Origin of the sequence: Streptomyces sp. Tu 2975 (assembly GCF_009832925.1) — a bacterium.
In the GTDB taxonomy this organism is placed as follows: domain Bacteria; phylum Actinomycetota; class Actinomycetes; order Streptomycetales; family Streptomycetaceae; genus Streptomyces.
On sequence record NZ_CP047140.1, the window covers coordinates 2,823,647 to 2,849,115 of the forward strand.

At 72.2% G+C, this 25,469-nt stretch carries 24 protein-coding genes and 1 pseudogene; 16 read left to right on the forward strand and 9 right to left on the reverse strand.

Features of this window, described 5'->3' with window-relative positions; all coding sequences use genetic code 11:
- The first annotated feature begins 100 nt into the window (after nucleotides 1-100).
- Nucleotides 101-1,618 carry an aldehyde dehydrogenase gene (adh, locus tag GLX30_RS12165; RefSeq protein WP_159687240.1) on the forward strand — a complete coding sequence of 506 codons (1,518 nt, stop codon included), beginning with the start codon at nucleotides 101-103 and terminating at the stop codon, nucleotides 1,616-1,618.
- Nucleotides 1,618-2,022 (forward strand): DUF779 domain-containing protein, encoded by a 405-nt coding sequence (locus tag GLX30_RS12170; RefSeq protein WP_159687243.1) that lies wholly within the window; start codon nucleotides 1,618-1,620, stop codon nucleotides 2,020-2,022. The genes adh and GLX30_RS12170 overlap by 1 nt, the downstream gene beginning before the upstream one ends.
- A gap of 295 nt (nucleotides 2,023-2,317) precedes the next feature.
- Here GLX30_RS12170 and GLX30_RS12175 read toward each other — a convergent pair.
- Together GLX30_RS12175 and GLX30_RS12180 are read right to left on the reverse strand one after the other, a co-directional pair.
- A pseudogene (locus tag GLX30_RS12175) lies at nucleotides 2,318-2,766 on the reverse strand (SRPBCC family protein).
- Nucleotides 2,767-2,856: 90 nt separating this feature from the next.
- On the reverse strand, nucleotides 2,857-3,324 hold the full coding sequence (locus tag GLX30_RS12180) for a DUF2867 domain-containing protein (RefSeq protein WP_244258120.1): 468 nt from the start codon (nucleotides 3,322-3,324) through the stop codon (nucleotides 2,857-2,859).
- Nucleotides 3,325-3,366: 42 nt separating this feature from the next.
- Here GLX30_RS12180 and GLX30_RS12185 point away from each other — a divergent pair, with 42 nt between their 5' ends.
- Nucleotides 3,367-3,912 (forward strand): TetR/AcrR family transcriptional regulator, encoded by a 546-nt coding sequence (locus GLX30_RS12185; RefSeq protein ID WP_159694994.1) that lies wholly within the window; start codon nucleotides 3,367-3,369, stop codon nucleotides 3,910-3,912.
- A 214-nt stretch (nucleotides 3,913-4,126) separates the two neighbouring features.
- Here the strand turns inward: GLX30_RS12185 and GLX30_RS12190 are convergent, their stop codons facing one another.
- Complete coding sequence (locus GLX30_RS12190) at nucleotides 4,127-5,176, reverse strand: Ku protein (protein ID WP_159687248.1); 1,050 nt, start codon at nucleotides 5,174-5,176, stop codon at nucleotides 4,127-4,129.
- A 51-nt stretch (nucleotides 5,177-5,227) separates the two neighbouring features.
- Between GLX30_RS12190 and ligD the strand changes: the two genes are divergently transcribed.
- The 9 genes from ligD (at nucleotide 5,228) to GLX30_RS12235 (ending at nucleotide 14,764) form a co-directional block, all read left to right on the forward strand.
- Nucleotides 5,228-6,115: a non-homologous end-joining DNA ligase gene (gene ligD, locus GLX30_RS12195; RefSeq protein WP_159687254.1), complete on the forward strand. Its 888-nt coding sequence runs from the start codon at nucleotides 5,228-5,230 to the stop codon at nucleotides 6,113-6,115.
- On the forward strand, nucleotides 6,112-7,017 hold the full coding sequence (locus tag GLX30_RS12200; protein ID WP_244258123.1) for an ATP-dependent DNA ligase: 906 nt from the start codon (nucleotides 6,112-6,114) through the stop codon (nucleotides 7,015-7,017). Before ligD ends, GLX30_RS12200 begins: the two co-directional genes overlap by 4 nt.
- A gap of 84 nt (nucleotides 7,018-7,101) precedes the next feature.
- Complete coding sequence (locus tag GLX30_RS12205) at nucleotides 7,102-7,536, forward strand: DUF4440 domain-containing protein (RefSeq protein ID WP_159687260.1); 435 nt, start codon at nucleotides 7,102-7,104, stop codon at nucleotides 7,534-7,536.
- A 248-nt stretch (nucleotides 7,537-7,784) separates the two neighbouring features.
- The gene (locus GLX30_RS12210; protein ID WP_159687263.1) at nucleotides 7,785-9,914 is read left to right on the forward strand and encodes a HEAT repeat domain-containing protein; all 2,130 of its coding nucleotides are present in this window, start codon (nucleotides 7,785-7,787) and stop codon (nucleotides 9,912-9,914) included.
- 56 nt (nucleotides 9,915-9,970) lie between these two features.
- Entirely contained in the window at nucleotides 9,971-10,336 is a 366-nt protein-coding gene (locus GLX30_RS35195) for a zinc-ribbon domain-containing protein (RefSeq protein ID WP_244258124.1), read from the forward strand.
- A gap of 75 nt (nucleotides 10,337-10,411) precedes the next feature.
- Nucleotides 10,412-11,803: an FtsW/RodA/SpoVE family cell cycle protein gene (locus tag GLX30_RS12220; protein WP_159687268.1), complete on the forward strand. Its 1,392-nt coding sequence runs from the start codon at nucleotides 10,412-10,414 to the stop codon at nucleotides 11,801-11,803.
- A complete protein-coding gene (locus GLX30_RS12225; RefSeq protein WP_159687272.1) occupies nucleotides 11,800-13,260 on the forward strand; it encodes a penicillin-binding transpeptidase domain-containing protein in 1,461 nt (486 codons plus the stop codon). Before GLX30_RS12220 ends, GLX30_RS12225 begins: the two co-directional genes overlap by 4 nt.
- Nucleotides 13,257-14,315, forward strand: a complete 1,059-nt coding sequence (locus tag GLX30_RS12230) for an amidase (protein WP_159687275.1) — start codon at nucleotides 13,257-13,259, stop codon at nucleotides 14,313-14,315. The genes GLX30_RS12225 and GLX30_RS12230 overlap by 4 nt, the downstream gene beginning before the upstream one ends.
- A complete protein-coding gene (locus GLX30_RS12235) occupies nucleotides 14,312-14,764 on the forward strand; it encodes a DUF3291 domain-containing protein (protein ID WP_159687278.1) in 453 nt (150 codons plus the stop codon). The genes GLX30_RS12230 and GLX30_RS12235 overlap by 4 nt, the downstream gene beginning before the upstream one ends.
- 163 nt (nucleotides 14,765-14,927) lie before the next feature.
- Here GLX30_RS12235 and GLX30_RS12240 read toward each other — a convergent pair whose 3' ends face one another.
- Nucleotides 14,928-16,037: a ferritin-like domain-containing protein gene (locus GLX30_RS12240; RefSeq protein ID WP_159687282.1), complete on the reverse strand. Its 1,110-nt coding sequence runs from the start codon at nucleotides 16,035-16,037 to the stop codon at nucleotides 14,928-14,930.
- 166 nt (nucleotides 16,038-16,203) lie between these two features.
- Here GLX30_RS12240 and GLX30_RS12245 point away from each other — a divergent pair, with 166 nt between their 5' ends.
- From GLX30_RS12245 to GLX30_RS12260, 4 genes are all read left to right on the forward strand, one after another.
- A complete protein-coding gene (locus tag GLX30_RS12245) occupies nucleotides 16,204-17,139 on the forward strand; it encodes a diiron oxygenase (RefSeq protein ID WP_159687286.1) in 936 nt (311 codons plus the stop codon).
- Nucleotides 17,140-17,182: 43 nt separating this feature from the next.
- Entirely contained in the window at nucleotides 17,183-17,911 is a 729-nt protein-coding gene (locus GLX30_RS12250) for a TetR/AcrR family transcriptional regulator (RefSeq protein ID WP_159687291.1), read from the forward strand.
- 10 nt (nucleotides 17,912-17,921) lie between these two features.
- Nucleotides 17,922-18,197: a hypothetical protein gene (locus GLX30_RS12255; RefSeq protein WP_159687295.1), complete on the forward strand. Its 276-nt coding sequence runs from the start codon at nucleotides 17,922-17,924 to the stop codon at nucleotides 18,195-18,197.
- A 304-nt stretch (nucleotides 18,198-18,501) separates the two neighbouring features.
- Entirely contained in the window at nucleotides 18,502-19,389 is an 888-nt protein-coding gene (locus GLX30_RS12260) for a hypothetical protein (RefSeq protein ID WP_159687298.1), read from the forward strand.
- Here GLX30_RS12260 and GLX30_RS12265 read toward each other — a convergent pair.
- The 5 genes from GLX30_RS12265 to GLX30_RS12285 all read right to left on the reverse strand — a co-directional run bounded on the left by GLX30_RS12265 (nucleotide 19,362) and on the right by GLX30_RS12285 (nucleotide 25,347).
- Nucleotides 19,362-20,597 (reverse strand): styrene monooxygenase/indole monooxygenase family protein, encoded by a 1,236-nt coding sequence (locus GLX30_RS12265; protein ID WP_159687302.1) that lies wholly within the window; start codon nucleotides 20,595-20,597, stop codon nucleotides 19,362-19,364. The genes GLX30_RS12260 and GLX30_RS12265 overlap by 28 nt on opposite strands.
- A gap of 38 nt (nucleotides 20,598-20,635) precedes the next feature.
- A complete protein-coding gene (locus tag GLX30_RS12270) occupies nucleotides 20,636-21,211 on the reverse strand; it encodes an ATP/GTP-binding protein (protein ID WP_244258439.1) in 576 nt (191 codons plus the stop codon).
- A 76-nt stretch (nucleotides 21,212-21,287) separates the two neighbouring features.
- Nucleotides 21,288-21,686: a DUF742 domain-containing protein gene (locus GLX30_RS12275; RefSeq protein ID WP_159687307.1), complete on the reverse strand. Its 399-nt coding sequence runs from the start codon at nucleotides 21,684-21,686 to the stop codon at nucleotides 21,288-21,290.
- Nucleotides 21,686-22,168, reverse strand: coding sequence for a roadblock/LC7 domain-containing protein (locus GLX30_RS12280; protein WP_159687310.1), 483 nt, complete (start codon nucleotides 22,166-22,168; stop codon nucleotides 21,686-21,688). Before GLX30_RS12280 ends, GLX30_RS12275 begins: the two co-directional genes overlap by 1 nt.
- Nucleotides 22,165-25,347, reverse strand: coding sequence for a nitrate- and nitrite sensing domain-containing protein (locus GLX30_RS12285; protein ID WP_244258125.1), 3,183 nt, complete (start codon nucleotides 25,345-25,347; stop codon nucleotides 22,165-22,167). The genes GLX30_RS12280 and GLX30_RS12285 overlap by 4 nt, the downstream gene beginning before the upstream one ends.
- Nucleotides 25,348-25,469: the final 122 nt, after the last annotated feature.

Here is a 25,469-nt window from a genome sequence, read left to right on the forward strand (position 1 = left end):
GCGCCAACCCCCGCCAACCTCACGCGCCCACAGTGAGCTCGGCACAGCGGCGTGACCGCCGACGTGCCACCGCACTCGCCAGCCACCGAGGAGAACCGCCATGGTGTACGCGCAGCCAGGTTCCGAGGGCAGCATCGTCGACTTCGCCCGGCGATACGACAACTTCATCGGGGGCGACTGGGTCGCACCCGTCGAGGGCCGTTACTTCGACAATCCGACGCCGGTGACGGGCAAGGTCTTCTGCGAGGTCGCCCGGTCGACGGGCGCGGACATGGACCTGGCCCTGGACGCGGCCCATGCCGCGGCCGGCACATGGGGCCGGACGTCCGCCACGGAACGGGCCAACATCCTCAACCGCATCGCGGACCGGATCGAGGAGAACCTCGAGAAGATCGCCGTGGCGGAGACATGGGAGAACGGCAAGCCGGTGCGCGAGACGCTCGCGGCCGACATCCCGCTGGCCGTGGACCACTTCCGGTACTTCGCCGGCGTCGTCCGCGCCCAGGAGGGCAGCATCGCGGAGATCGACGCGGACACCGTGGCGTACCACTACCAAGAGCCGTTGGGTGTGGTCGGCCAGATCATCCCCTGGAACTTCCCCGTCCTGATGGCCGCCTGGAAGCTGGCGCCCGCGCTCGCCGCGGGCAACTGCGTCGTCATCAAACCGGCCGAGCAGACGCCGGTCAGCCTGCTGCTGGTGGTCGAGCTGATCGCCGATCTGCTCCCGCCGGGTGTGCTCAACGTCGTCAACGGCTTCGGCGTCGAGGCCGGCAAGCCGCTCGCGTCCAGCCCGCGCGTGGCGAAGGTGGCGTTCACCGGAGAGACCACGACCGGGCGCCTGATCATGCAGTACGCCAGCGAGACCATCATTCCCGTCACGCTGGAGCTGGGCGGCAAGAGCCCGAACATCTTCCTGCCGGACGTGACCGCCGCCGACGACGACTTCCTGGACAAGGCCGTCGAGGGCTTCGTGATGTTCGCGCTGAATCAGGGCGAGGTCTGCACCTGTCCGTCCCGGGCGCTGATCCATTCCTCGGTCTACGACGAGTTCATGGCCCGCTGCGTCGAGCGCACCGAGGCGATCGTCAGCGGCGATCCGCTGGACCCGGCGACGATGATCGGCGCACAGGCGAGCAACGACCAGTACGAGAAGATCCTCTCGTACATCGACATCGGCACCCAGGAAGGCGCCGAGATCCTCACCGGCGGTGGGCCGCGCACGGTGGCAGGGCTGGAAGGCGGCTACTACATCGAGCCGACGATCTTCCGAGGCAGGAACGACATGCGGATCTTCCAGGAGGAGATCTTCGGCCCGGTCGTCTCCGTCACGACGTACGACTCGGTCGACGAGGCGCTGAAGATCGCGAACGACACGCTGTACGGCCTGGGCGCGGGCGTGTGGACCCGGGACGGGAACACGGCGTACCGCCTGGGCCGGGAGATCAAGGCCGGCCGGGTGTGGACCAACTGCTACCACGCCTACCCGGCGCATGCGGCGTTCGGCGGCTACAAGAAGTCCGGCATCGGCCGGGAGAACCACAAGATGATGCTCGACCACTACCAGCAGACGAAGAACCTGCTGGTCAGCTACTCGGCGAAGAAGCTCGGATTCTTCTGATGGCCGAGCGGGCGAGGCGGGTGGAACTGTCGGCTGCCGCCGAGGACCTGGTGGGGCGACTGGCCGCCCGGCACGGGCCGGTGATGTTCCACCAGTCCGGTGGCTGCTGCGACGGCAGCGCGCCCATGTGCTACCCCCGCGGCGAGTTCAGGGTCGGTGGGTCCGACGTGCTCCTCGGCGAAGTGGCCGGAGGCATCCCGTTCTGGATGAGCGCGGACCAGTACGCGTACTGGCGGCACACCCACCTCACCGTCGACGTGGTGCCCGGACGGGGCAGCGGTTTCTCGCTGGAGGCGCCGGAAGGGGTGCGGTTCCTGCTCCGGTCCCGGCTTCTCACGGATGCCGAACTGGCCCGGATCGAGGCGGAGCCGCGGTTGCCGAGAGGTGACGAGGTGACCGGCTGACCGATTCACCGGCCGCGCGGCTGCACGGCCGGCCACCGGGCCGCGCGGACGCGCGGCACGGACCGCCGGCCGGACGCTCCACGGCCCCACGCACGGGAGCCGGACCCGTGATGCCGGGTCCGGCTCCCGTGGGTCCGTCCGTGCGACGGCTCGGTCAGGCGTTGGGGCGCTTGCCGTGGTTCGCGCCCTTCTTCTTACGGGCGCGCCGCTTGTTGCCTCGCTTGGACATGCGGGTCTCCCTCGATTCGGGACCTTTCGGACGCCGTCAGTCTAGGAACCGAGCCTTTGGACCGCATCAGCTCGCCGGGGTCAGCACACGCTCCAGGTCCGCCAGGTCCTTGCCGATCGAGCCACGCACCTTGCGCGCCATCAGCGGGGCGGCGAGGCGGTAGTAGCCGCCCGTCCCGCCTCGCACGCGGATGCGGGCCAGGGTGCCGTTCCGCCGTGGCGCGAAGGTGTACGTGACGTGCATCGGCATGGGACCCGCCACGGAGACCATGTCGAGCAGCCGGAGCGGCTCGTAGGCGGCCACCCGCAGCACGTAGTCGATCCGCTTGCCCAGGAAGTAGGCCGTCCGTGTCACCTCGGCCCCTACTCCGAAGCCGCCGCCCTCGGCCTCCCGCGTCAGTGCGGCGCGGCGGATGCCCTGGGTCCACTCGTGGTCGTGACGCCAGTCCATGGCGTAGGCCGCGAGCGCTCGGGCGGCAGCGGGATCAGGCGCTCGGCCGTTTCGTCGATGCTCATGCCGCTCACCCGCTCCTCTCCTGGCCGGACGAGCCGCCCCGCCTGGCACCAGGATCGCGGCAGCGGGCAGGCGCCGCGACGCCGCCTCGGTCAGCGCGGGGCCGGTTCGGCCGGGCGCAGCGGGGCGGGCGCGGCCCGGCGGGCCAGCCGGCGGCGGGTACGGGCGAGCATCAGACGGGCCGCCAGGAGGTGGAAGCGGCGCATCAGGGCCCAGTACAGGCGGCCGCGCAGATTGTGGAACCTGACGACGGTCGTGAGCGTGGCCGTGTCGCCCTCGATAAGGAGGGAGGCACGGAAGTCGAGGTGTCCCGCGTCCTCGCCCAGGAGTATCTCGTTGGGCGCGGTCGCACGGACGGGGAACGGGAGGACGGTGCGCCAGGCATCGGGGTCCCGGGGCGTACCGGGATTCAGCGGGATCCGGCAGGCGTCCATGAAGTCCGGCTTCTCATAGGCCTGTCGGGCCAGGGCGGCCGACGCCGGGGGCGTGACCGCCTTCGCCCGGTCGCCGACGGCGCGGTGCAGCAGACGCGCCCTGCGGGTCCAGCGGGTGGGCCGCATCGGGGCGGGGGTGAGACGGAGAAGAACCGGGAGCGCAAGCGGCTGACCGCCGGCGACTGGGCGGACGCCGCTCTCGCGGCCATGGCCGAACGCGGACTCGCCGGAGTGGCCGTGGAGCCGCTCGCCGCCCGGCTCGGCACCACCAAGGGCAGCTTCTACTGGCACTTCACCAACCGGGACGCGCTGGTCGCCGCGGCGCTCGAGCGCTGGGAGGAGATCTGCACCGAGCAGATCATCGTCGCCGTCGAGGCCGAGGCCGACCCGGAGAAGCGGCTTCGTACCCTTCTGCACCACGCGACGACGTCGGCCGCGGACGATCCGCTCGAGGTGTCACTGCTCGCCACCGCCGCCGACCCCCGGGTGGCCGCGGTCCTCGAGCGGGTGACCGAACGCCGCATCGGGTACGTGGCCGGGCTCTTCGAGGAACTGGGCTTCGGCGCGCAGGAAGCGGCCCGGCTCGGCCTGCTGGCCTACAGCAGCTACCTCGGGCACACCCAGCTCAGCCACGCCGTCCCCCACGTCCTGCCCTCCGGCGCCGGGCGGGAGGCCTACCTCGAGTCGGTCATCGACACCCTGCTCCGCCGGTAGCGGCGCGCCGCACCGGACGGACCGTCGCCCACCGCAGCCGGGCCGGTAGCGCAGCCGGTTGCACCGCCCTCCGCCCCCAGTGGGCCGCGCGGCGCGCGCCACCGCGCCGGGCGGGATCGGAGCCCGGCAGCCGGCCCGCCCGATCTCGACCCGCGTCTGCCGCCCCCGCACTGGAGCGGGCCCGCGCGACGCGCACGCGGACACGGAGGACCGCTCAGGCCGACGAGCGCTTCCGCTGTGCGGACTTCTTCGCCGCCGGCTTCTTCTCCGCGGAGGACGTCGACTTCGCCGTCGACCTGGACGCCGACTTCTTCGCCGCGGTGGACGCCGACTTCGCCGCCGTCTTCTTGGCGGCCGTCTTCTTCGCCGTCGTCGAGGTCGACTTCTTCGTGCCGCCGGACGACTTCGGCGAGGCCGCGCCGCGCCGCCCCTCGATCGGCGTCACCCGCGCCTTTTCGCCGGAGGGTTCCTCCGCCCCGTCGCCGCGCGCCTCCTGCGCCGCCCGCACACTGCTCTCCAGCGCCGCCATGAGGTCGATGACCTTGCCGCCCTCGCGTTCCGCCGGGGCGTGCTCGGGGAGCTCGCCACCTCCCTCGACCTTCGCGGCGATCATGGACTCGACCGCCTCGCGGTAGTCGTCGTGCAGCGAATCGAGATCGACCTCACCGAGGGTGTTCATCAGCGCGTCGGCCAGGTCGAGTTCGGCTTCCCGTACGGCCACGTCGGTCTGCGGCGCCACACCTTCCGGCTCTCTGATCTCGTCCGGCCACAGCAGCCCGTGCATGGCGATCACGTCGTCCACGACCCTGAGCATGCCGAGCCGCTCCCGGCCCCGGAGCGCGAACTTGGCGATCGCGACCCGATCGGAGCGCTTGAGGGCCTCGCGGAGCAGCGTGTAGGGCTTGGCGGCCGGTACGCCGTTGGCGGAGAGGTAGTAGGCCGCGTCCATCTGAAGCGGGTCGATCGAGGAGGCGGGCACGAAGGCGACGATCTCGATCGTCTTCGCGGTCGGCAACGGGAGGGCCGCGAGATCCTCGTCGGTGATCGGGATCATCGAACCGTCGGCGTCCTCGTACGCCTTTCCGATCTCGGACTGCGAGACCTCCTTCTCCTCCAGTTCGCACACCTTGCGGTAGCGGATCCGGCCGCCGTCGGCGGCGTGGACCTGACGGAAGGAGACGGAGTGGTTCTCGGTGGCGTTGACCAGCTTGATCGGGATGCTGACCAGCCCGAAGGAGATCGCGCCGTTCCAGATGGATCGCACGTTTCATCCCTTTCGTCCGAGAAAATCCGAGTTTCGTGGGATTCTCATCGTATGACGCCGATCACGGAGGTGGAGGGGCGGCGCCTGACGCTCACCAACCTGGAGAAGGTCATCCATCCCGCCACCGGGACCACCAAGGGCGAGATCGTGCACTACTACGCCGTCACGGCGGAGGCGATCCTCCCTCACCTCAAGGACCGCCCGGTGTCCTTCCTGAGATATCCGGACGGGCCGGACGGGCAGCTGTTCTTCACCAAGAACCCGCCGCCGGGCACCCCGGACTGGGTGCGCACGGCACCGGTCCCCCGTTCGGAGGACCCCAAGGCCCGTCAGGTCGTGATCGACGACCTCCCGTCACTCGTATGGGCGGCCAACCTGGTGGTCGAGTTCCACACCCCGCAGTGGCGGGCGGACGAGCCCGCCGTCGCCGACCGCCTGGTGTTCGACCTCGACCCCGGCGCGCCCGCGACCGTCGCCGAGTGCTGCGAAGCGGCCGTGTGGCTGCGCGAGCGGCTCGCGCGGGACGGGCTGGAGGCGTATGCCAAGACGTCCGGCTCCAAGGGCCTGCATCTGGTCGTACCGGTGACGCCCACCCCCTCCGAGCAGGTCTCCGCCTACGCGAAGTCGCTGGCCGTCGAAGGCGAGGCCGCGCTGCCGAAGCTGATGCTGCACCGGATGGCACGCTCGCTGCGGCCGGGCAAGGTCTTCGTCGACCACAGCCAGAACGCCGCCGCGAAGACGACCGCCACCCCGTACACCCTGCGGGCCCGCACGGAACCCGCCGTCTCCGCTCCGGTCACCTGGGACGAGGTCGAGGAGGGCCGCGCGGACGGGGCCGGCCTCGTCTTCCGGCTCCATGACATCGCGCCCCGGCTGGAGCGGTACGGGGACCTCTTCGCCTCCGTGGACGACCCCGGCAGCGCCGGACGCCTGCCGTGACACTGCCCCGGCCGCCCCTGAAGGTCGCGCTCGCCGAGTCGGTGAACGCGCTGCCGCGGGGCGCCGGGCTGGCGTACGAGCCGAAGTTCGACGGGCACCGCATGGTGATCTTCCGCATCGGTGGCGAGGTGATGCTGCAGGCCCGTTCCGGTCGGATCGTCACGGCCGCCTTCCCCGACCTGGCCGCCGCGGCGCGGGAACTGCCCGACGACACGGTGCTCGACGGCGAGGTGGTGGTGTGGCGGAACGGGCGCACCGACTTCGCCGCCGTACAGAAACGCGCGGCCGCCACACCGGGCCGTGCGCCCGCGCTGGCGCGCGCCCTGCCCGCCTCGTACGCCGCCTTCGACCTGCTCGCGGAGGGCGGCGTGGACCTGCGCCCGCTCGCGTACGAGAAGCGGCGGGCGCGGCTGGTGGCGGCGGTCGGGCCGTTGGGGCCGCCGCTTCAGCCCGTACCGATGACGCGGGAACGGGCGGAGGCGGAGGGCTGGTACGAGAGCCTGCCCGGGATCGGCGTCGAAGGGCTGGTGATCAAGCGGCTGGACCAGTCGTACCGCGGCGGTGTTCGGCTGTGGCGCAAGCTGCGGCACACCCGTACCCATGACGCGGCCGTCGTCGGCTTCACCGGCAGCGGGGAGCGTCCGGCCGCCCTCGTCGTCGTACTGCCCGACGACGACACCCCGGTGGTGTCCGGGCCGATGGCGCCGGCGCTGCGGACGCAGGCGGGAGCCCTGCTCGCCGGGCGGGCGGGGGGCGGGAGCGGCACGGCGGTGGCGACGGGGATCGGCGAGGTCACCTACCGGGCCGTGGACCCGGGAGTGACGGCGGAGGTCGAGCTGGGCACGACACGGCACGCCGTGACGACGGTCGTACGGCTGCGGTCACCGGACGAACTCGATTAATCAAGTTTGACTAATCGGCTGTGCGGGCAGTATCTTCTGCGACGCACATGTGTGGCCCCTGTTGATGAACGGCAAGGAGAGAGTGTGACCTTTCTGCCCGACACCGGATACACCCCGAGCGCGGAGGAACTGGCGAGCATCCAGGAGTGGTTCGCCGCCTATGACGCGCACAGCGCCAAGCGTGACGTCGGGCGTATGGCGGACATGGCAGTGTTCCCGCTCAACCTGATCAGCGACGACGCCGCGGGCAACGGCGCCTCCGCCCAGTGGGACCGCCGGCAGTTCGTCGAGACCATGAGCCATGTGATGGGCGAGGGGAGCGACGACATCTCCTTCGAATCGGTGCGGACTCCGGTGTTCCTCTCCCCCGCGATGGCCGTCGTCTTCACGGACTCGACCATGACCATGGACGGCCGGACCCAGCAGCTGCGGTACGCCGACATCCTGATCAAGCAGGACGGCACGTGGGCGTTCCAGACGATGATGCAGGGCGGCTGGGGGGACAACCTCCGCCAGTAAACGACCCTGCCGACCGGGGGGCGTCGTCCCCCGGCATCTCCCCGGCCGGCAGGGCGCGAGCACCGATGGCGCCGTCGTCGCGGGCCGGTCCGCGGGCACCGCGGACCGGCCCGCGACGGCGGCAACAGGCCTGGATTCAACAACCCCGAGACAACCCCGTCGGATACCGGTCAGGATGTCGGATCCTTGGGGCACACTTCCCCCAGACACAGGGTTGAGACCCAAGGTTTCTTGGGAGGGGGACAATCGTGTTCGCGGGAATCGACGAGGTCGAGTGGGCCTCTCTGGAGCACGCCTACGGCCCGGCCGACGATGTGCCGGAGCTGCTGCGCGGACTGGCCTCCGGGGATCCCGCCGAGCGCGAGAGCGCACTCGACGCCATGTACGGGGCCGTGCACCACCAGGGCGACGTGTACGACTCGACGCTGGCCTGCATCCCGTTCCTGATGGAGCTGGTCGCCGACCCCGCGGTCGAGGACCGGGGCGGCATCGTCGAACTGCTCACCAGCATCGGCAGCATCGACCTGGACGGCGACGACGAGCTCGACCCGGAGGACGAGGAGTTCGAGGACGCCGCGAACTACGCCATGGCCGCCTCCGCGGTGACCGCGGGGGCCGACGTTTTCCTCGGCCTGGTGGACGACCCGGACCGCGGTGTGCGGCTCGCCGCGCCGCTCGCGCTGGCCACCCTGCACACCGACCCGGTGCGGGTCCTGCGCCTGCTGCGGGCCCGGCTGGACGCCGAGCAGGACCCTGAGGTGCGACTCGCGTGCGTGGAGGCCACCGGGCGGATCGCCCTGCGGCACCAGGGCCTGCTGCCCGAGGTGGTGGAGTGGCTCACCGGGCTCTCGGGGATGGCGTACGGAGCGGGTCTCCGGCTGGCCGCGATCGCGCAGCTGGCCCGCTGCGCCCCCGGGGCGCTGCCCTCCGACGTGGTGCCCGGGGTGACGGGGCTGCTGCGTGAGCTGCGCACGGACCCGGTGGCGGCGGTCCCGGCGGCCGAACGGCTCCCCTCGCCGACGCTGCTCGGCCAGCTGCGCCAGGTGCGGGCCGCCGACACCGGCGGCCGCCGCGCACCGTGGACGGCCGACCTGCTGCGCACCCTCCACTCGGGCCTCGGCGACCGGGTCGAGGACCGGATAGCCCTGCTGGCCGACCAGCTGTGCAGCCCGGACCGGGCGCAGCGGATCGACGCCGTACGGATGAGCAGCGCGCTGCTGCGGACATGGCGGGGCGCGTACGGGGAGCTGGTCGGCCTGATCGGCGACCAGCTCGCGGACCCCGAGCCGCGCCTCTCCGCCGCGGCGGCCTACGCCCTGGGGGACCTGTTCGGCCTGGCGGAGCCGGCGGCGGACGCGCTGGCGCGGCGGCTGGACGCCGGGCCGGGCGACTGGGTGCGCGAGTGGGAGGGCGGGCCGCCGACGCTGGGCCCGGCGGTCCTCGCACTCGCGCGGGCCGGCGACGCGCGGGTGGTGCCCGTGCTGGCGCGGCTCCTGGAGCGGCCCGACGTGCCACGGGACCTCGGGTACGCGCTCGACCGGCTGGGCGCGGCCGCCGACGCGCTCGCCCCGGCGCTGCGGGAGCGGCTGGACGCACTGGAGCTGGACGACCGGTCCTCCGAGGGCGCCGCGCCGCTGCTGCACGGGCTGTCCGTGCTGGGGGCCGGCACGGCGGCGGGCTCTGTTCCCGCGGTGCTGCGTGTACTGCGGGACGCGTCCGGCGAGCGGCGTGGCAGCCTGACCGACGCGTCGGTGCGGACGCTCACCGCTCTCGGGCCCGCCGCGCACCAGGCGGTGCCGTACCTGTGGAGGCTGCTGCGGGAGGCGGGGTACGAGCGGGCGGCGGACCGGCGGTCCGCCTGCGGCGCCGTGGCCTGCTTACCGCCGGCGGCGGCGGCCCGGGCCGCGGGCGCCCTGTGGGCGATCGAGGGTGACGATGCCGCGGTGGTGCCGGTGCTGCGCGCGGTGCTGAACGCGCCCGAGCAGGCGGCCCGCCGGTCGGCGGCCTCGGTGCTCGCCTCCATGGGGACGGCCGGCGCGTCGGCCGCGCCGCAGCTCGCCAGGCTGCTGCGGTCGATGGAACCGTGGACGCGGGTGCGGGCGGCGGAGGCGCTGTGGCGGGTGACGGGGGACCCCGAGGACGCGTGGCCGGTGCTGCGCGCGGCCTGGGAGACGATGCCGCGCACCCGGGTGCCCACCGCGGCGTGCCTGGCGGACATGACCCCGGCGGGTGCCGAGGGAGCGGTGGGTCTGGTCGACCGCGAGCTGCTGTCCGCAAGACGTCATAACGCGATCGACAACGGGGCGGACAGTCATGACATCGTGGAGGACGAGAGACTGCTGGCTCTGTGCCGGCGGGCGGTTCACCGCAGGCCATGACTTCGCATGTCGAGCGGAGCGTGACGGCGGACCATGAACGGGGAGGACCCGACAACATGATCATCTTCGGTACCAAGGGTTACATCTACCAGCTGGCGATACTGACGCTGGTGTGTGGCCACTGCGGCAACCCTTCCGCGCACACGCTCAGGAAGCGCGTCACGAAGTTCACGCTGTTCTTCGTGCCGCTGTTCCCCTTCTCCACCAAGTACGCCACCCAGTGCACCTTCTGCGGGGCCGAGCAGCAGATCTCCTCCGAGCAGGCGCAGCAGCTCCAGGCGCAGTCCGCGGGCAGCCAGGGCGTCCAGGGCGGTCAGCCGAACGGGCAGGCCCAGCAGGGCAGCACCCCTACCAGCGCTGAGCCGGCGGCAGCGCGGGGCGGCGGACGGAGAGCGTCTCCGCCGCCGGCCGACGCTGTGTGACGGCCCATCTGTTCGACGTCGGCGCACTATGACATAAAGGGACAAAAGAACCCGCCGCTTGCTACGTTGCGTGGCATGACCGCAACGACAGCGGGTACTTCGGCGCCCGAGCCGTCTCCCGCGCCCCGTCCGCCCAAGCGGCGGGGCGTCGAACTGTCGCTCCTCGTCGGCGCCGTCGTCATCTGCGTCCACGGCTACGTCGCCGTCGGTCTCGCCAGGAACGGCGCCGTGCCGCCGGACGCCGCCGGCTACGGAGCGGGCCTCGGCGTCCTGGCACTCCTCGCACATCTGGCCGTACGCCTGCGGGCGCCGTACGCCGACCCCCTGCTGCTGCCGATCGCGGTCCTGCTCAACGGCCTCGGCCTGGTGCTGATCTACCGGCTGGACCTGGAGACCCCGCTCGACCGGGCGGCCCCCGCCCAGCTCGTCTGGTCCACCTCCGGGGTCGCGCTGTTCATCGTGGCGGTCATCGTCCTGCGCGACCACCGGATCCTCCAGCGGTACGCGTACATCAGCGTCACGGCCGCACTCGCACTGCTCTGCGCCCCGATCTTCTTTCCGGCGGTCAACGGGGCCAGGATCTGGATCCGGATGGGGCAGCTGTCCTTCCAGCCGGGCGAGTTCGCGAAGGTGCTGCTCGCCGTCTTCTTCGCCGCATACCTCGCCGCCAACCGGGGCGCCCTCACCCACGCCAGCCGGCTGATCCGCCGGCTCCAGCTCCCCACCGGCCGGGTCCTCGGACCGATCGTCGCGGTGTGGCTGGTCAGCGTCGGCGTCCTCGTCCTCGAACGGGACCTCGGGACCTCGCTGCTCTTCTTCGGGCTCTTCGTCGTCATGCTCTACGTGGCGACCGGCCGGATCGGCTGGATCGCGGTGGGCCTGCTGCTGGCGTCGGCGGGCGCGTACGCCGTCGGCTCGCTCGAACCGCACGTCCACAGCCGGGTCGAGGACTGGCTCGACCCGTACGCCGGCATCGAGTCCGGGGAGGGCCCCGGCCAACTGGCCCAGTCCCTCTTCGCCTTCGCCGCGGGCGGGATGCTGGGCACCGGTCTGGGACTCGGCCACTCCGTGCTGATCGGCTTCGCGACCAAGTCGGACTTCATCCTCGCCACCGCCGGCGAGGAACTGGGGCTGGTCGGCCTCAGCGCGGTCTTCCTGCTGTACGGGCTGCTGGTCGCCCGGGGACTGACCGCAGGGCTCGCCCTGCGCGACCCGTTCGGCCGGCTCCTCGCGGTCGGCCTCTCCTCCATCGTCGCGCTCCAGGTGTTCGTCATCGCGGGCGGCGTGACGGGCCTGATCCCGCTGACCGGCATGGCGATGCCGTTCCTCGCTCAGGGCGGCTCCTCCGTGGTCACCAACTGGGTCATCGTGGCGCTGCTGATCCGGCTCAGCCACTCGGCCCGTATGCCTCCGCCCGTGCCCGTGGAAGTGGGCGTCCACGCCCCGGTGACGGCGGTGCGGCCGTGACCAGATGCATTCGGCACGCCGCCGTGTTCAGCCTGCTGCTCCTGCTCGCGCTGCTGGCCAACGCCGCCCGCGTGCAGGTGCTGGAGGCGTCGGCCCTCGAGAACAACCCGGCCAACCGACGGGCGGCGATCGCCCGCTACGCGGAGCCCCGCGGTGACATCCTGGTCGACGGGAAGCCGGTCACCGGGTCCGAGGACACCGGCGAGCAGCTCCGGTACGAGCGCACGTACCGCGACGGGCCGCTGTACGCGCCGGTGACCGGGTACTCGTCGCAGACCTACGACACCTCGTTCGTCGAACACGCGCAGGACCCCGTCCTCAGCGGCAGCGATCCGCTGCTGGCACCGTTCCCCCTCTGGGGCGACCTGAGCCGCAGCAGGCCGTCCGCCGGGGACGTCGCCACCACCGTCAAGGCGGCCGTGCAGCAGGCCGCGTACCGGGGTCTCGCCGGCAGGCGGGGCGCCGTCGCGGCGATCGAGCCCTCGACGGGGAAGATCCTGGCCCTGGTCAGCAGCCCGTCGTACGATCCGCAACTGCTCTCCGGCAACGGGCCGGAGGTCTCCCGGGCCTGGGCCCGGCTGAACGGCGCGGACGCGCAGCCGATGCTGAACCGCGCGATCCGCCAGACCTATCCCCCCGGCTCCGCCTTCAAGATCGTGACCGCCGCCGCGGCCCTGGAGAGCGGCGTCGTCGACGACGTGGACGCGCCGACGCACACACCGGAGCCGTTTCTGCTGCCCGGCACCCGCACCCCGTTGCCGAACGCGACGAAGGGATGCGAGGACGCCTCGCTGGCCTACGCGATCCAGTGGTCGTGCAACACCGTGATGGCGAACCTCGGGGCACGGGTCGGCCTGCGGAACATGGTCGCCACGGCGCGCGGTTTCGGCTTCAACGACCCCGGGCTGGGGATCCCCTCGGGCGTGACGGCCTCCAACTTCGACACGGACATGTCCCCCGACCAGCTGGCGCTGTCCTCGATCGGGCAGTTCAACACGACCGCGACACCGCTGCAGATGGCGATGGTCGCGGCGGCCGTCGCGAGCGGCGGCGACGTCCGCAGTCCCTACCTCGTGGAGCGGGTGACCAGGGCGAACGGTGACCTGCTCGCCCAGAACGGCCCCCGCGCCTACCGGCAGGCGATGACCCCGGTCACGGCGCAGCGGCTGCGTGAGCTGATGGTGCGGGCCGTCGAGGAGGGCACGGGCGGCAACGCGTCGATCGCGGGCGCCACCGTCGGTGGCAAGACGGGCACCGCGCAGCACGGCATCGACAACTCCGGGCTCCCGTACGCCTGGTTCATCGGTTGGGCACAGGCATACGACGCGCCCCGGCCGGCGGTCGCGCTGGCCGTGGTCGTCGAGGACGCGTCCGCGGTACGGGAGGACATCAGCGGCGGTGGCAGCGCCGCCCCCGTCGCGCGGGCCGTGATGAGGGCGGCACTGTGGGACTCATGAACATCGCAGCGTCGCTGGACGCCATCGGGCGGCTCGACCCGGAGGTGAGCGCCTTCGTCGAGGTGTGGGCCGAGGAGGCGCTCGCCCGTGAACGATCGACGGACACCGGACTCCCCCTGGCCGGTATGCCGTTCGCGGTGAAGGGCCCCTCGGGCATCCGGTCCTACGCGGCGCGGCGGCTCACCGCGGCGGGCGGAGTGTCCGTCGGCTCGACATCGGTGCCCGGCCCCGGCACCCCTTGGCAGACCTGGGGCCTCGGCGCGCACGGCCCGACCCGGAACCCCTGGCGGCCGGACCGCAGTCCGGGCGGATCCTCCGCGGGGTCGGCCGCCGCGGTCGCGGCCGGCATGGTGGGCCTGGCGACCGGCAGCGACGGTGCGGGATCCGTACGGATCCCGGCGGCCTGGTGCTCCGTGTTCGGGTTGAAGACGACGAACGGGTTGCTGCCCTCGCCCGACCGCACGGGACTCGCCTCCGCGGGTGTCCTGACTCCGACGGCAGCGGACGCCCGGGCATATCTGCGCTGCGTGCTGGACACCTGTGAGCCGGTGGCCCCGGTCCTTCCGCTGCCGGCGGAATGGTCGTCCGACCTGGGCTTCGCGGACACGGAACCAGAGGTGGCGGCGGTCGCGCTGGCGGCTGCGGAACGGCTGGAGTCGGCCGGTGTCGTACGGATCGCGGACGCCCGCCCGGTCCTGCTGGACCCGTGTGACGCGTGGACGGCGGTACGGGGCGGTCGGCCGGCGCGGGGAGCGGCGGTGCGGGCCGAGAACGACCGCCGCCTGGAAGCCCTGTTCACCGACGCGGCCGTCCTGCTGACCCCCGCCACCCCGAACCGGCCGCACGGTCACGACGGCCCCGGGGCGGAGGTGTACTCGACGTCGCTGACCTGGGCGTTCAACCTGAGCGGCCACCCGGCGGCCAGCATTCCGGCCGGCTTCACCAGCGACGGCTGCCCGGTGGGGCTCCAGCTGGTGGCGGCCCGTGGGGCCGACGTCTCACTGGTCGAAATGGCGGTGGCGGCGGAGAAGGGCCTGATTACTGTGCGGCCATGACCTCCTACGAGCTCGCCCAGGTGAACATAGGCCGCCTCAAACACCCGCTGGACTCAACACAGTTGAAGGACTTCGTGGACAACCTCGTCCCCGTCAACGCGGTCGCGGACGCCGCCGACGGCTTCGTCTGGCGGCTCCAGACGGAGGCCGGTGACGCGACCGATCTGCGGGTCTTCGGCGACGAGTGGCTGATGGTGAACATGTCGGTGTGGCGGGACACCGACGCCCTGACCGCCTTCATGTACCAGGGCACGCACCGGGAGCTGCTGGCCCGGCGCTACGAGTTCTTCGAGCGGATGCAGGAGGTGATGGCGACCATGTGGTGGGTCCCCGCCGGTCACCGGCCCACGGTCCGCGAGGCGGAGGAGCGTCTGCTGCACATCCGTGAACACGGCCCGACGCAGCGGGCCTTCACCCTCCGGAAGTCGTACCCGGCGCCCCAGGTGTGACCGGCGGAGGCGTGACCGGCGGCGCCGGTCGCCCCCCGGCGCTCGCCGAGCATGTCCTCCGGGGCGAGCGTCTCGGACCGCGTCGAGCGGTCCGCGCGGCCGGTCTCCCGGTGGCGCTCACGGCCGCCGTCCTGCCGGGCCCGCCAGGACGGCGTGCACCTGACTACGGTGCGTCCGCGCCCTCCGCGATGGCGTCCGCCACCTCCGCCACCCGCTCCTGCTCCTCGGCCGCGAACCGCTCCCGGTCGAGCTCTTCCGCGATCTTCTCGTCCTGGGACATCAGCAGGTCGAGGCTGGCGTCGCCCATCTCGAAGACCCCCATGTCGAGATACGCCTTCTGCAGCCGCTCGCCCCACAGTCCGATGTCCTTGACGCACGGCACGATGCGGCTGAAGAGCAGCTTGCGGAAGAGGTGGAGGAACTCCGACTGCTCCGAGTACTCCTCGGCCTCCTTCTTCGAGACGCCGAAGTTCTCCAGGACCTCGATGCCGCGCAGCCGGTCGCGCATCAGGTAGCAGCCCTCGATCACGAACTCCTCGCGTTCGCGCAGTTCCGCGTCGCTCAACTGCTTGTAGTAGTCGCGCAGCGCCATCCTGCCGAACGCCACATGGCGTGCCTCGTCCTGCATGATGTACGCGAGGATCTGCTTCGGAAGCGGCTCGGTCGTGGTGTCGCGGATCATGCCGAAGGCGGCGAGGGCGAGGCCTTCGATGAGGACCTGCATGCCGAGGTAGGGCATGTCCCAGCGGGAGTCGCGCAGGGTGTCGCCCAGCAGGGACTGCAGGTTGTCGTTGATCGGGTAGAGCATGCCGATCTTCTCGTGGAGGAAGCGGCCGTAGATCTCGGCGTGCCGGGCCTCGTCCATGGTCTGTGTGGCGGAGTAGAACTTGGCGTCGAGGTCAGGGACCGATTCGACGATCCTGGCCGCGCATATCATCGCGCCCTGCTCACCGTGGAGGAACTGGCTGAACTGCCAGGACGTGTAGTGCTTGCGCAGCTCGCCCTTGTCCCGTTCGGTCATCTTCGCCCAGTGCCGGGTGCCGTAAAGGGTCAGCGCCTCGTCGGGTGTGCCCAGCGGGTCGTACGGGTCGACCTCGAGGTCCCAGTCGATGCGCCTGGCGCCGTCCCACTGCTTGTCCTTGCCCTTCTGGTAGAGGGCGAGGAGACGGTCGCGGCCGTCCTCGTACTCCCAGCTGAAGCGGGCGGCCCCCGAGGCGGGGACCTGCCAGAGAGAGTTGTCCGGTGCGTGCGTGTAGCGGTCGTGGGTCGACACTGCCGGCTCCTTCGCCTCGTACTCCTGGGTACGCAAGGACAGTTGGCAGGCTCACACGCTGGTAGACGCTCAGTCAACAAGTCGTGCACAAGGGATTGACGAGCCTACTGACGGGGAGTCTCATAACACCGACGCCGGTAATCCGACTCGCGAGGTGCCCTCAGCCATGACGACAGTGACCGACCGCGACGTGCAGCTGCTCCGCGACGCACTCGGCCCGCTCCGGGACCGCGAACAGGTCGCCGCGCGCCTGCTCGAGTCCTCCGCCAAGCACTCCTTCGACCCCGACAAGGAGCTCGACTGGGAGGCGCCTGCCGAGGAGGGCAAGTGGTTCTGGCCCCCCGAGCTGGTCTCCCTCTACGACACCCCGCTGTGGCGGAAGATGTCCGAGGAACAGCGGATGGACCTGGCCAGGCACGAGGCCGCCTCGCTGGCCTCGCTCGGGATCTGGTTCGAGATCATCCTGATGCAGCTGCTGGTGCGCCACATCTACGACAAATCGGTGACCAGCAACCACGTCCGCTACGCCCTCACCGAGATCGCGGACGAGTGCCGGCACTCGATGATGTTCGCCCGCATGATCCAGAAGGGCGGGGCGCCCGCGTACCCGGTGCCGCGCGTGTACCACAACCTGGCCCGCGTGCTGAAGACGGTCTCGACCACGCCGGGCTCGTTCGCCGCCACCCTCCTCGGCGAGGAGATCCTGGACTGGATGCAGCGCCTGACCTTCCCCGACGAGCGGGTCCAGACGCTGGTGCGCGGGGTCACCCGCATCCACGTCGTCGAGGAGGCCCGCCATGTGCGGTACGCCCGCGAGGAGCTGCGCCGCCAGATGGTGACCGCGCCACGCTGGGAGCAGGAGTTCACCCGGCTCAGCTGTGGTGAGGCGGCCCGCGTCTTCAGCGTCTGCTTCATCAATCCGCAGGTGTACGAGAACGTCGGCCTCGACCGCCGCGAGGCCGTCGCCCAGGTGAAGGCCAGCGGGCACCGGCGCGAGGTCATGCAGACCGGCGCACGCCGGCTGACCGACTTCCTGGACGACATCGGCGTGCTGCGCGGGGCCGGCCGCAGGCTGTGGAAGAGTTCCGGCCTTCTCGCGTGATCGTATGAAGGCCGCCGCACATGCTGCGGTTACGCTGCGGAGCATGACCAGTCCCGCTCCCGCGACCCGCGCCTACCGACGGCTCAGTGTCGAGGAGCGCCGCACGCAACTGCTCGCCGCGGCGCTCACCCTCTTCGCGCACCGGCCGCCGGAGGAGATCTCGCTCGACGACGTGGCGGAGGCGGCCGGGGTCTCGAGGCCGCTCGTCTACCGGTACTTCCCCGGCGGCAAGCAGCAGCTCTACGAAGCGGCCCTGCGCTCGGCGGCCGACCGGCTGGAGCTGTGCTTCGCCGAACCGAAGGCGGGTCCGCCGACCGAGCGCCTGACCCGGGTGCTGGACCGCTATCTGGCCTTCGTGGACGAGCACGACGCCGGGTTCAGCGCGCTGCTGCGGGGCGGCAGCGTCGCCGAGACCTCCCGTACGACCGCGATCGTCGACGAGGTCCGGCGGGCGGCCGCCGAGCAGATCCTCGTCCACCTCGGCGTGGACGGCCCGGGGCCGCGGCTCCACATGATGGTCCGGACCTGGATCGCGGCGGTCGAGGCCGCCTCGCTGATCTGGCTGGACGAGGACAAGCAACCACCGGCGGCCGAGCTGCGCGAATGGCTCGTCGACCATCTGGTCGCGCTGCTGACGGTGACGGCGTCGACCGACGAGGAGACGGCCGGCGTGGTCGCGGACCTGCTCGCGCAGGAGACCGCGGCCGGACCGGTCGGCACGCTGGTGCGCAGGCTGGGACCCGTCGTGGGCGGCGCCGCCCACCTGCTGTGAGACTGGTGGGGTGAGAAGCCAGAACACCCCCTTCGAGGGCGGCCCCCTGGACGGGCGCGTGCTCCCCGTCCTGGTCGGCCCCACCGGCCACCCCCCGAAGTGGTACAAGGTGCCCGTACCGAACGACGACGGCTCACCGCCCACCGTGTACGCGTACCGCCGGATCCCCTCCGGCTACACGAAGCGCCTCGGGATCCAGCGTGGCTGGAAGTACGAGTACGCGCCCGGGGGCGTGGAGCGGCGCGAGATCAGGTGGCCCTGGTCGAAGCCGGGGGGCGGCGCGTAGCACGTCTCCTGCGCCCTGGCGGCCCTGGGACGTTCCCCCCTCCTCCGGCGGGGTTGCGACGCGACGACGCCCCGAACCCGGCCGTGGGGTGCACGCCCGCCAGGAGGCGGTGAACGGGCAGGGCCTAGCCCGGACCCGACCGGTGGGGCGTTCGGGGGCAAGCAGGCGCGCCGGGAGGGTAGGGATCATGCCCGGCCGGGTGACCGGGTTGCGCCGGCGCGGGGAGTTCCGGTGGCCGGTGGCCGGAGCGTGGCGCAGCCTCGGCACGGGTGGAAGAGCCGCCCGTACGGCCGGAGGTGATCGGGTGTCAGTCAATCGTGCACTGCGGACCGTCGGCGTGGGCGCGCTCGTCGTCGCCGCGCTGGCGACATCGGTGCCCGCGTCGGCCGAGGGGCCGGGCTCCGATCCGCGGGGAGCGGTCGACACGGTCCTCGGCGGGCTCGGGGACGCCGTCATGGAAGGGTTTGCCGGCGAGGCTCCGCCGGCCGCGCCCGGCAGCCCACCGCTCTCCCTCGGCGAGCTGACCGCCGCGCCCGACGTGAGCGGCGTGCTGACCCGGCTGCGGGAGCTGTACCGGCAGGCGGAGGCGGCGGGTGAGACCTACCGACGCACCGAGGGCGCGCTGCGCACCCAGCGCGCCGAGACGGCGCGGCTGAACAAGGCACTCACCAAGGCACGCGGCGCCCTCGTGCTGAGCCGTGCGCAGGCCGGCCGGATCGCCCGTGAGCAGTACCAGGGCGCGTCCGAACTCTCGTCGTACCTGGAACTGCTGCTCGCCCGCGACCCGCAGCGCGCCCTGGACCAGAAGCATCTGATCGAACGCGCGGCCTCCGGCCGCCTGGCCGCCATGGCCCGGCTGAAGGCCGGCGAGCGGCGGTCCGAGGAGCTGGCTGCCGCCGCGCGCAAGGCCCTGGAACGGGAAGTGGTGCTGGCCGCCCGGAAGAAGCAGGCCCGTGACCGGGCCGCGGCCCGGCTGAGGTCCGCCGAAGGGCTGCTAGCCTCGCTCTCCGCCGAGCAGCTCACGGTCCTCGCCACCACGCCCGGCACGCCGCCGGCCCCGCCCCGGCTGCCGTCCCGCGCGACGGCCGACAGCGCGGGCGAGGACGACGGCTCGGGCGGGGCATCGGTCGGCGGCCAGGACGGGAGCGAGGCGGCGGACAGCGGTCAGGCTCCGGACACCGACGCCAGGTAGGCCTGGGCCTTCTCCGGCTCGTAGAAGAAGTTCTCGAAGTCCGCAGGATTGTTGAAGCCGTTGGCGAAGCGGTCGGCGACCGGCTGGAGCACGCCGCCCGCGCCGATCAGGTTGAGCACGTGCTCCGGCGGGACGCCCAGCATCGCGTTCGTCCACTTGGTGACGTGCTGCGCCGTGTCCCAGTAGCGGTCGAAGGTGCCCTGCATCCACTGCTCGTCGAACGGCCGGTCACCGTGCTCGGTGATCGACGCGAGGTAGGAGGCGGCGCACTTGGACGCGGAGTTGGAACCCTGGCCGGTGATCGGGTCGTTCGCCACGACGACGTCCGCGACGCCGAGCACGAGCCCGCCGCCGGGCAGCCGGCCGATGGGGTTGCGGACGGTCGGGGCGTACCGGCCGGCGAGCGTGCCGCCCGCGTCGGTCAGCTCGACCTTGGTGGCCCGCGCGTACTCCCAGGGCGTGAACTTCTCCATGAGTTCGAGCGTCAGGGCAAGGTGCTCCGAAGGGTCCTTGACGCCCTGGAAGACGTCCAGCGGTCCGCCGGGGACGCCCTCCCAGAAGAGGATGTCGGCCCGCCCGGAGGTGGTGAACGTCGGCATGACGAACAGCTCACCGACACCGGGGACCAGGTTGCAGCGGACAGCGTCGTAGTCGGGGTGCTCAGGGCGCGGACCGAGACCGTGGACGTACGCCACGGCGAGCGCGCGCTGCGGCTCCGAGTACGGGGAGCGGGAGGCGTCACGGCCGAACATGGAGACCAGTTCGCCCTTGCCGGCCGACACCAGTACCAGGTCGTAGGTGCGGGAGAAGTAGTCGAGGTCGGAGACGGCGGCGCCGTGGATGACGACCTGACCGCCGCGCTGGGCGAACGTCTCCATCCAGCCGGCCATCTTCACGCGCTGGTCCACCGACTGCGCGTAGCCGTCGAGCTTGCCGACCCAGTCGACCGCGCGGCTCGCGTCGGGCGCGGCGACCGAGACGCCGAGGCCCTCGATCTTCGGGGCCTGGGACTCCCAGAAGTTGATGCCGAGGTCGCGCTCGTGCTCGAGGGCGGTGTGGAACATGCACTGCGTGGACATGACCCGGCCGGACCGGATCTCGTCCGCCGTGCGGTTCGACATCAGGGTGACCTCGTAGCCCTTGGACTGGAGGCCGAGGGCGAGCTGGAGGCCGGACTGACCGGCACCGACTATGAGTATCTTCCGCATGGCGGGTTCTCCGTGGTTCTGCGTCGCGGTTCGGGAGGCTATTCGGGGGTGGCGTCGAGGGCGTGGGCGACCAGCGCCAGCAGCGACTCGATCACCGTGATCCGGTTACGGGCGTCCATGATCACAACGGGTACGTGCGGCGGCACCGTCAGGGCCTCCCGTACGTCCTCCGCCTCGTACGCGGTCGTTCCCTCGAAGTGGTTGACGGCGACGATGTACGGCAGCCCGCAGCTTTCGAAGTAGTCGAGGGCCGGGAAGCAGTCGGGAAGCCGCCGGGTGTCGGCGAGCACGATCGCGCCGATCGCCCCGCGCACCAGGTCGTCCCACATGAACCAGAAGCGCTGCTGGCCGGGCGTGCCGAAGACGTACAGCACCAGGTCGTCGTCGAGCGTGATCCGGCCGAAGTCCATGGCCACCGTCGTGGTGACCTTGTCGGGCGTGGCGGTGAGGTCGTCGGTCTCCTCGCTCGCCCGGGTCATCAGCGCCTCCGTCTGGAGCGGCGTGATCTCCGAGACGGAGCCGACGAACGTCGTCTTGCCGACGCCGAAACCGCCGGCGACGACGATCTTCGTCGCGGTGGGCGCACGGGTGGTGTCCAGCTGCCAGGCCTGCACCGCCTCTTCGGTACGGGCCTCGGGCGCCGCACCGGGAGACGTGTCGAGGGGCGCGGCGTCGGGCCGTGCGAGCGTGTCAGAGGCGGCGGAGTCCACTCAGCACCCTTTCCAGCAGTGCGCGGTCGGGCTGGCCGGTGCCGTGACCGGTCCCGTACACACGGATCTTTCCTTGGTCCGCCAGGTCGCTGAGCAGCACCCGGACGACACCGAGCGGCATCTTGAGCAGCGCCGATATCTCGGCGACGGTACGCATACGGCGGCACAGTTCGACGATCGCCCGCAGCTCGGGCATCACCCGGGACGCGAGGGAACCGCCGGGCAGTTCCCGGCGCTCGGGCGGCGCCTCCAGCGCGGCGACGAACGTCTCGACGAGCAGCACGTGCCCGAAGCGGGTACGGCCGCCGGTCAGGGAGTACGGGCGGACCCGGGCGGGGCGTTTGCCGTCACCGCGCACGGGAAGTCGGGGGCCGGTCATCACAGACCACTCTCCATCGATTTGCGCAGTTCGCTGCGGACTTCGGGGGTGAGTACGTGTCCGGCGCGGCCGACGAACAGCGCCATGTGGTAGGCGACAACGCTCATGTCGCAGTCGGGGGTGGCGTGCACCCCCAGCAGGGAGCCGTCGCTGATCGACATGACGAAGAGGCTGCCCTCCTCCATGGCGACCATCGTCTGCTTGACGCCTCCGCCGTCCATCAGGCCGGCGGCCCCGGCGGTGAGGCTGCCGATGCCGGAAACGATCGTGGCGAGGTCCGCGCTGGAGCCCTTCGGGCCCTCGCGCGGGGCTACGGCGGCCGGGGCCGCGTTCAGCTCCGCGTCGGAGGAGAGCAGCAGCAGTCCGTCGGACGAGACGACGGCGACCGAGCGTACCCCTGGCACCTCCTCCACCAGATTGCCCAGCAACCATTGAAGGTTGCGGGCCTCGCTGCTCAGGCCGAACGTGCCGGTCGCAGTCAACTGCGTGCCTCCTCGACTGTGTCCCCCGTCTCCGCTTCGGTCTCCCCCCGGCCCTTCCGGTCCGGGTCCGTCCGGTGCGCCGGGTCTGCCGGTTCCGTCCGTGCTGTGGTCTCCGCGAGCTCGGCCTCCGCGTCACGGCGGCCGTCCTTGGCTCCCTGGTGGAAGCCGCCGAGCCGGCGGCGCAGGGCCTCCGCGTCGACGCTTCCGGTGCGTCCGGAAGGGGCGGCCGCGGGCTGGACGGACTTCGGCGTGCGCTTGGGCAGGCCCTTGTCCGTGACCCGGTCCCAGGCGGCGGGAGCCTCGGGCGTGCTTCCCGCGGGCTCCACCGCCTGGTCCCGCTCCGGCCCCTGCTGGGGCTCCCCCGGTTCCTCCGGCTGCCTCGGCAGCCGCATCGTGAACGTCTCCTGGTCGACGCCGGTGGTCACCGGGTCGCCGTCGGCCGTCCGCTCGTGCGTCTCCGGCTCCGCGGCAGCGGCGGCGAGGATCGCCCGCTCCGCGGCCTCGACGAACGGGTCGGGCTCGAGCCGCTGCTCGGCCTGCGGGTCGGGGTCCTGGCCGTACGTGTGGCCGTGCGCGAGGTCGTCGCCGTCGTGGCTGCCCAGGTGGCCCTGCGCGAGTTCGTCACCGGCGCCGGCCGGACCGTCGTCGAGCACGTCGGCGCTGTCGAACGCGGCGAGGAGATCGGTGTCCGGCGCCGAGGCGTCGGCCGGTGCGCTCTGTCCGGCCGGTGCCGCGGGCTCGGTCGCTTCGGTGGCTTCGGTCGCTTCGGCCTGGAAGGCACGTTCGGCCGGTGCGGCCGATACGGCTTGGGCGGCTTGGGCGGCTTGGGCAGCAGGTGCGGCCTCTTCTGCCGGGACGGCCGGTTCGGTCGCTCCTGCCGGGACGGCCGCGTTCCCCTCGTGGCCGGGCGCGCCGGGGCCTTCGGCAGGTTCCGCTCCGCCGGACGGGGCATCCTCGGGGCCGTGCGCGTCCTGGCCGGCGCCGTCGGCGTCCGCCGGGTCCGTGTCCTGCCGCCGCGGGCTCTTGGGCAGGGCGTTCGAGTTGGCCTCTGCCACCGAGCCGGGAAGGTTCAGTGCCGGCGCGGCCCCCGGCACCGGTACCTGACGCCCCGCCGTCGCGGGCGGTCCCGTCGGCAGCAGCGCCTGCGGCACCACGACGACGGCGGTGATCCCGCCCTGCTTGTGCTCACGGAGCTGGATCCGCACCCCGTGGCGTGCCGCGAGCAGCGCGGCCACGCGCAGTCCGAGGCCCTCTCCCTCACGGCCGGCCGGGGGCTCGGTCTCGTACGACTCGGGGTTTTCGAGCCGGGCGTTGACCTCGGCGATGCGGCCCGCGGTCATACCGATGCCCGCGTCCTGGACGGAGAGCATCACCTCGCCGCTCTCCAGCAGCCAGCCCGAGAGCTCGACCTGCGCGTCCGGCGGCGAGAACAAGGTGGCGTTCTCGAGGAGCTCGGCGACCAGGTGGCTGAGGTCGTCGGCGGCGAAGCCGGCGACCTGGGCGTGCGGCGGGAGGGACTGGATGACCACCCGCTCGTAGCGCTCGATCTCGCTGACCGCGGCGCGCAGCACGTCGACGAGCGGGACGGGGCCGACATGGCCGTGTCCGTGGTCGGTGCCGGCGAGGACCAGCAGGTTCTCGCTGTGCCTGCGCATGACGGTGGCCATGTGGTCGAGCTTGAAGAGCGTTGCGAGGCGCTCGGGGTCCTGCTCGCGTTCCTCCAGCTTCTCGATGACGCCGAGCTGGCGCTCCACGAGTCCGAGGGTGCGCAGCGAGAGGTTCACGAAGGTGTGGTGGACGGTGTGGCGCAGCCGGTCCAGTTCGCGCGCGGTCTCCTCGGTGCGCTGCCGCAGTTCGGTGCGGGCCTCGGCGAGCTCGGCCTCGAGCGCGGCGCGCGAGCCGAGGAGTTCCCCCCGGTCGGCGTCGAGCTGCGCGGCTCGGGTCCCGAGATCGCCGAGCTTGCCGTGGAGGGTGTTGAGGGACCGCACCACCTGGGCGAACTCGTCGTTGCGGCCGGTGAAGCGGACCGGCTCCTCCGTCTGCGGGACCGGGGCGTCGGCGAGCCTGGCGGCACCGATCCGCAGGACGGCGAGCGGGCGGGTGAGCGTGCGGGACATCGCGGCGAGCACGCCGACGGTGACGACGACCAGTCCGCCGAGGAGGGCGATACGGATCTCGAGCGCGGTGAGGTCGTCGTCGCGCAGCTGCTCGAACCGTTCGGTCCGTTCGGTGGCGAGGGAGGACTCCGCGCCGCGCATCTGCTCGATGCGGGCCGTGAGCGCGGCCTCCAGCTCTGCGGGGTCGGTGCCGCGTTCCGCGTCGGAGAGCCTGGGCTGGTCGGTCAGGCGGGACAGGTAGGTCTCTGCCGTCTTGACCTCGGGCCCGGTGACGGTGGCGGCGAACTTGTCCCGGGCGGCCGGTCCGGCGGCCTGGTCGAAGTCGGCGAGTGCGGCCAGCTCACGTACCCGTGCCTGCTGCGCGGCGGCGGTGAGGGCGTTGCGGGTGCGGGCGTCGGCGCCGGTGTCCTCGCCGGCGCTCTCCACGGGGAGCCCGGTGACGGGGTCGTAGGAGAGGACCGGGTCGGGCTGGGGTACGGCGAGCGCGGCGAGCAGCAGTCCGCGGGCGGCGGAGGCCTGCTCGACGGCGAGGCCGAGTTGGGCGGGAGCCCTGGTGGCGTCGGCGGCGCGGGGTGGCGTCCGGTCGGCGAGCTCGCCGGCCAAGGCGTGCAGCGCCGAGATGACGGCGGTGTAGGCCTGGTGGGTCTCCATCGCGGTGCCCTCGCCGGACAGCGCGGTACGGCGGACCGAGGGCACGGACGCGAGCGAGCGCCGGAGTTCCGCACGGTCGGTGGCCAGGGCGTCGCGCATCTCGTCGAGCTGCCGGTCGACGCGGTTGCCGAGGCTGTCGGAGACCTTGCGGCGGTCCTTCTTGTCGCCCTCCTGCTCCTCCCCGCCGGCCGCGATGTACGCGGTGAGCTCGTCGCGCTCGTCGGCGAGCGAGTGGGCGAGGGTGACGGCCTGCCGGTCGAGCGCGGCCAGGGTGACCAGCCGCTGGGACTCGGTCAGGTCGCCGGAGGAGGCGAGGATGCCGGGAGTGCCCGCGGCGACGACGACGAGGCCGGCGACGGCGACACCGGCGACCAGCCGGTTGCGTACCCGCCGGGAGCGGCCTGCCGGCACCTGCGCGGTCGAGGCCTGTTCGGCTGTGTCCTGCGCGGCTGTGTCCTGGCCACGAGGCGCCGGGATCTGCTGGGGAGGGGCCGGGGCCTGGGGGTCGCCCGGTGCTCCCGTGGACGGGGTTC

Excerpts from the sequence above, each read along its gene's own strand:
- adh (WP_159687240.1), top strand. The coding sequence starts at position 101 with ATGGTGTACGCGCAGCCAGGTTCCGAGGGCAGCATCGTCGACTTCGCC.
- GLX30_RS12170 (WP_159687243.1), top strand. The coding sequence starts at position 1,618 with ATGGCCGAGCGGGCGAGGCGGGTGGAACTGTCGGCTGCCGCCGAGGAC.
- GLX30_RS12180 (WP_244258120.1), bottom strand. The coding sequence starts at position 3,324 with ATGCGGCCCACCCGCTGGACCCGCAGGGCGCGTCTGCTGCACCGCGCC.
- ligD (WP_159687254.1), top strand. The coding sequence starts at position 5,228 with ATGACGCCGATCACGGAGGTGGAGGGGCGGCGCCTGACGCTCACCAAC.
- GLX30_RS35195 (WP_244258124.1), top strand. The coding sequence starts at position 9,971 with ATGATCATCTTCGGTACCAAGGGTTACATCTACCAGCTGGCGATACTG.
- GLX30_RS12220 (WP_159687268.1), top strand. The coding sequence starts at position 10,412 with ATGACCGCAACGACAGCGGGTACTTCGGCGCCCGAGCCGTCTCCCGCG.
- GLX30_RS12230 (WP_159687275.1), top strand. The coding sequence starts at position 13,257 with ATGAACATCGCAGCGTCGCTGGACGCCATCGGGCGGCTCGACCCGGAG.
- GLX30_RS12235 (WP_159687278.1), top strand. The coding sequence starts at position 14,312 with ATGACCTCCTACGAGCTCGCCCAGGTGAACATAGGCCGCCTCAAACAC.
- GLX30_RS12245 (WP_159687286.1), top strand. The coding sequence starts at position 16,204 with ATGACGACAGTGACCGACCGCGACGTGCAGCTGCTCCGCGACGCACTC.
- GLX30_RS12250 (WP_159687291.1), top strand. The coding sequence starts at position 17,183 with ATGACCAGTCCCGCTCCCGCGACCCGCGCCTACCGACGGCTCAGTGTC.
- GLX30_RS12265 (WP_159687302.1), bottom strand. The coding sequence starts at position 20,597 with ATGCGGAAGATACTCATAGTCGGTGCCGGTCAGTCCGGCCTCCAGCTC.
- GLX30_RS12275 (WP_159687307.1), bottom strand. The coding sequence starts at position 21,686 with ATGACCGGCCCCCGACTTCCCGTGCGCGGTGACGGCAAACGCCCCGCC.